General features: G+C 59.8%; 2 protein-coding genes. One reads left to right on the top strand and one right to left on the bottom strand.

Translation table 11 applies throughout. The features are described 5' to 3' along the window. Positions 1-214: 214 nt before the first annotated feature. On the bottom strand, positions 215-1,147 hold the full coding sequence (locus tag BFP89_RS25365; RefSeq protein WP_065888195.1) for a LysR family transcriptional regulator: 933 nt from the start codon (positions 1,145-1,147) through the stop codon (positions 215-217). Between the two features lie 89 nt (positions 1,148-1,236). On the opposite strand from BFP89_RS25365, the gene BFP89_RS25360 reads away from it, so the two are divergent. After that, positions 1,237-1,863, top strand: a complete 627-nt coding sequence (locus BFP89_RS25360) for a hypothetical protein (RefSeq protein ID WP_065888194.1) — start codon at positions 1,237-1,239, stop codon at positions 1,861-1,863. The last annotated feature ends 319 nt before the right edge of the window (positions 1,864-2,182 follow it).

The following is a 2,182-nucleotide window of genomic DNA, read 5'->3' as shown; positions in this document are numbered from 1 at the left end:
ATTCAAGCCTGCGTTCGGCCAGCGTGGTTTAACGGGGCGCCTAGGATCAAAAGCAGATCAAGATCAAGAGCGACTCGCTTCGCATCGTGGTTACGATTGAGCGCTACAGAGTTGTGTAGATACCTATGCCCCGATGAGGGAGTGTCAGTAGGCGCATTTTTGACTGAACCACCGCCATCGGGGGCAAGCCCCCTCCCACATGTTTAACCCATTTCTACCGACTGCGCAGTGTCGGCTCCTTCGCCATGCACTCCACCAGATAATCAATAAATACGCGCAGCTTGGGCGGCAAGTAGCGCGTTGGCGAATGCAACAACCACGCCTCGCCGTGGTACGACGCAATAAAATCCCACGCCGGTAATACCTGCACCAACCGCCCTTCTTCCAAGGCGTGCCGCGCCGTGAAATACGGCAAGCTGCCAATCCCTACATGCTGCAACACCGCATCCAGCCGCACGCCCGTGTGGTTCGCCGCATACCGCCCGCGCACGCCGACCGTCACCGCCTTGCCGTCCTGACGAAACTTCCAGCGTGAGTCACCGGGGGTTTCGCCCAGATAGATGCAACTGTGCTCCAGCAGATCATGGGGATGGCTCGGCGTGCCATGCTCGGCCAGGTACTGCGGCGTCGCGCAGAGCAAATGTTCGATCGGCAATAACTGCCGCCCGACCAGGCCGGGCGGCGGGCTGTCGGTGATGCGGATGCTCAGGTCGACATTGTCGTCGATCAGATCCACAGGCCGATCCTCAAGGATCAGTTGCACATCCACCTTGGGATAGCGCCGCAGGAACGCCGGCATATGCGGATGCACGACAAATCGCCCCACCGCCTTGGGCACGCTGACCCGCACCAGGCCCTCGGCTTCATGGGTAAATTGCCCGCTGATCTCCATTACCGAACGCGCCGCGCCGACCATCTCGCGGCACCGCTTGAACACCTCTTCGCCGCCCTCGCTAAGGCGCAGCTTGCGCGTGGTGCGTTGCAACAGGCGGGTTGCCAGTGCCTGTTCCAGGCGCGAAATACTGCGGCTCACCGCCGAGGGTGAAACGCCCAGTTGCCGCGCCGCTTCGGAGAAACTGCCGGTTTCGACCACCTTGACGAAAATCGCCATTTCACCCAGCAGCGGCAACGGAAGATTGATGCTCATGACGCACAGGTCCATTGATATTTGAATGGATTATCACCTGTCAGCGCACTATTTATACTGTCGGCATCACCTGGATGCGGATGTAGACGATGACCGAGCGCCTGTTTTTCACCCACGATCACCTGACAGCCGAGCTGGAAGTGCTGAGCTGCACGCCCCACGAAGAGCAATTTGCGGTGATCCTGCAATCGACAATTTTCCATCCCCAAGGCGGCGGCCAACCCTGCGACACCGGGTGGCTGGGCGACAGCCAGGTGCTGCGCGTCACGCAGGACGCCGCGCATGTGGTGCATTACGTCAATCACCCCCTGGAACCCGGCCCCATCACGGCGCGGGTCGATGCACCACGCCGCGCGATGCACGCGCGCCTTCACTCAGCGGGACACCTGATTGGCAATGCCGGCGAACGCCTGGGCTGGATGCCGATCAAGGCCCATCATTGGCCGGGTGAAGGCAAGATTACTTTTATCCGCGGCGAAGCTGCACAAGAGATGGATGTGCAGGTCCTTCAACAACTGGTCAACCAATGGATCGCCGCAGATTATCCACGCCACATGACGCTGGAAGAAGGCACCCGGGAAGTCGGCTTCGGTGAATTGCCGGCATACGCGTGCGGTGGCACGCATGTTCAAGCACTGAGCGAACTGGGCCAGGTAACGATCCTGGCCCTCTCGGAAAAAAAGGGTGCACTGTCGGTACGCTACGAAATCAACTGACACACCGAGCCTCAAAATGTGGGAGGGGGCTTGCCCCCGATGAGCATAGGTATCTACACAATTTTGGTGCGACACCGCACCTGTGGCGAGGGAGCTAACGCGTATCTACCTGACGCTCCGAGGTCCAAATGTGGGAGGGGGCTTGCCCCCGATGGCGGCCTCGGGGCCGACCAGGATGCTGGATTGGGTTGAGTACATATCCGTTTCTGCGGTAACGGCTGCTAGTGGTTCCGCTTTTACAGCGGCTCACTTTTGAAAAGCGCAAAAGTAAGCAAAACGCTCTTGCCCCACCACTCGGCACCTCGCCTAGGCTCGGTGT

The organism is Pseudomonas sp. 31 R 17, assembly GCF_900004915.1.
Lineage (GTDB): Bacteria > Pseudomonadota > Gammaproteobacteria > Pseudomonadales > Pseudomonadaceae > Aquipseudomonas > Aquipseudomonas orientalis_A.
Note: the sequence above shows the minus strand (reverse complement) of the source record. Positions and strands in the feature narration are given on the sequence as shown.

Excerpts from the sequence above, each read along its gene's own strand:
- BFP89_RS25360 (WP_065888194.1), top strand. The coding sequence starts at position 1,237 with ATGACCGAGCGCCTGTTTTTCACCCACGATCACCTGACAGCCGAGCTG.
- BFP89_RS25365 (WP_065888195.1), bottom strand. The coding sequence starts at position 1,147 with ATGAGCATCAATCTTCCGTTGCCGCTGCTGGGTGAAATGGCGATTTTC.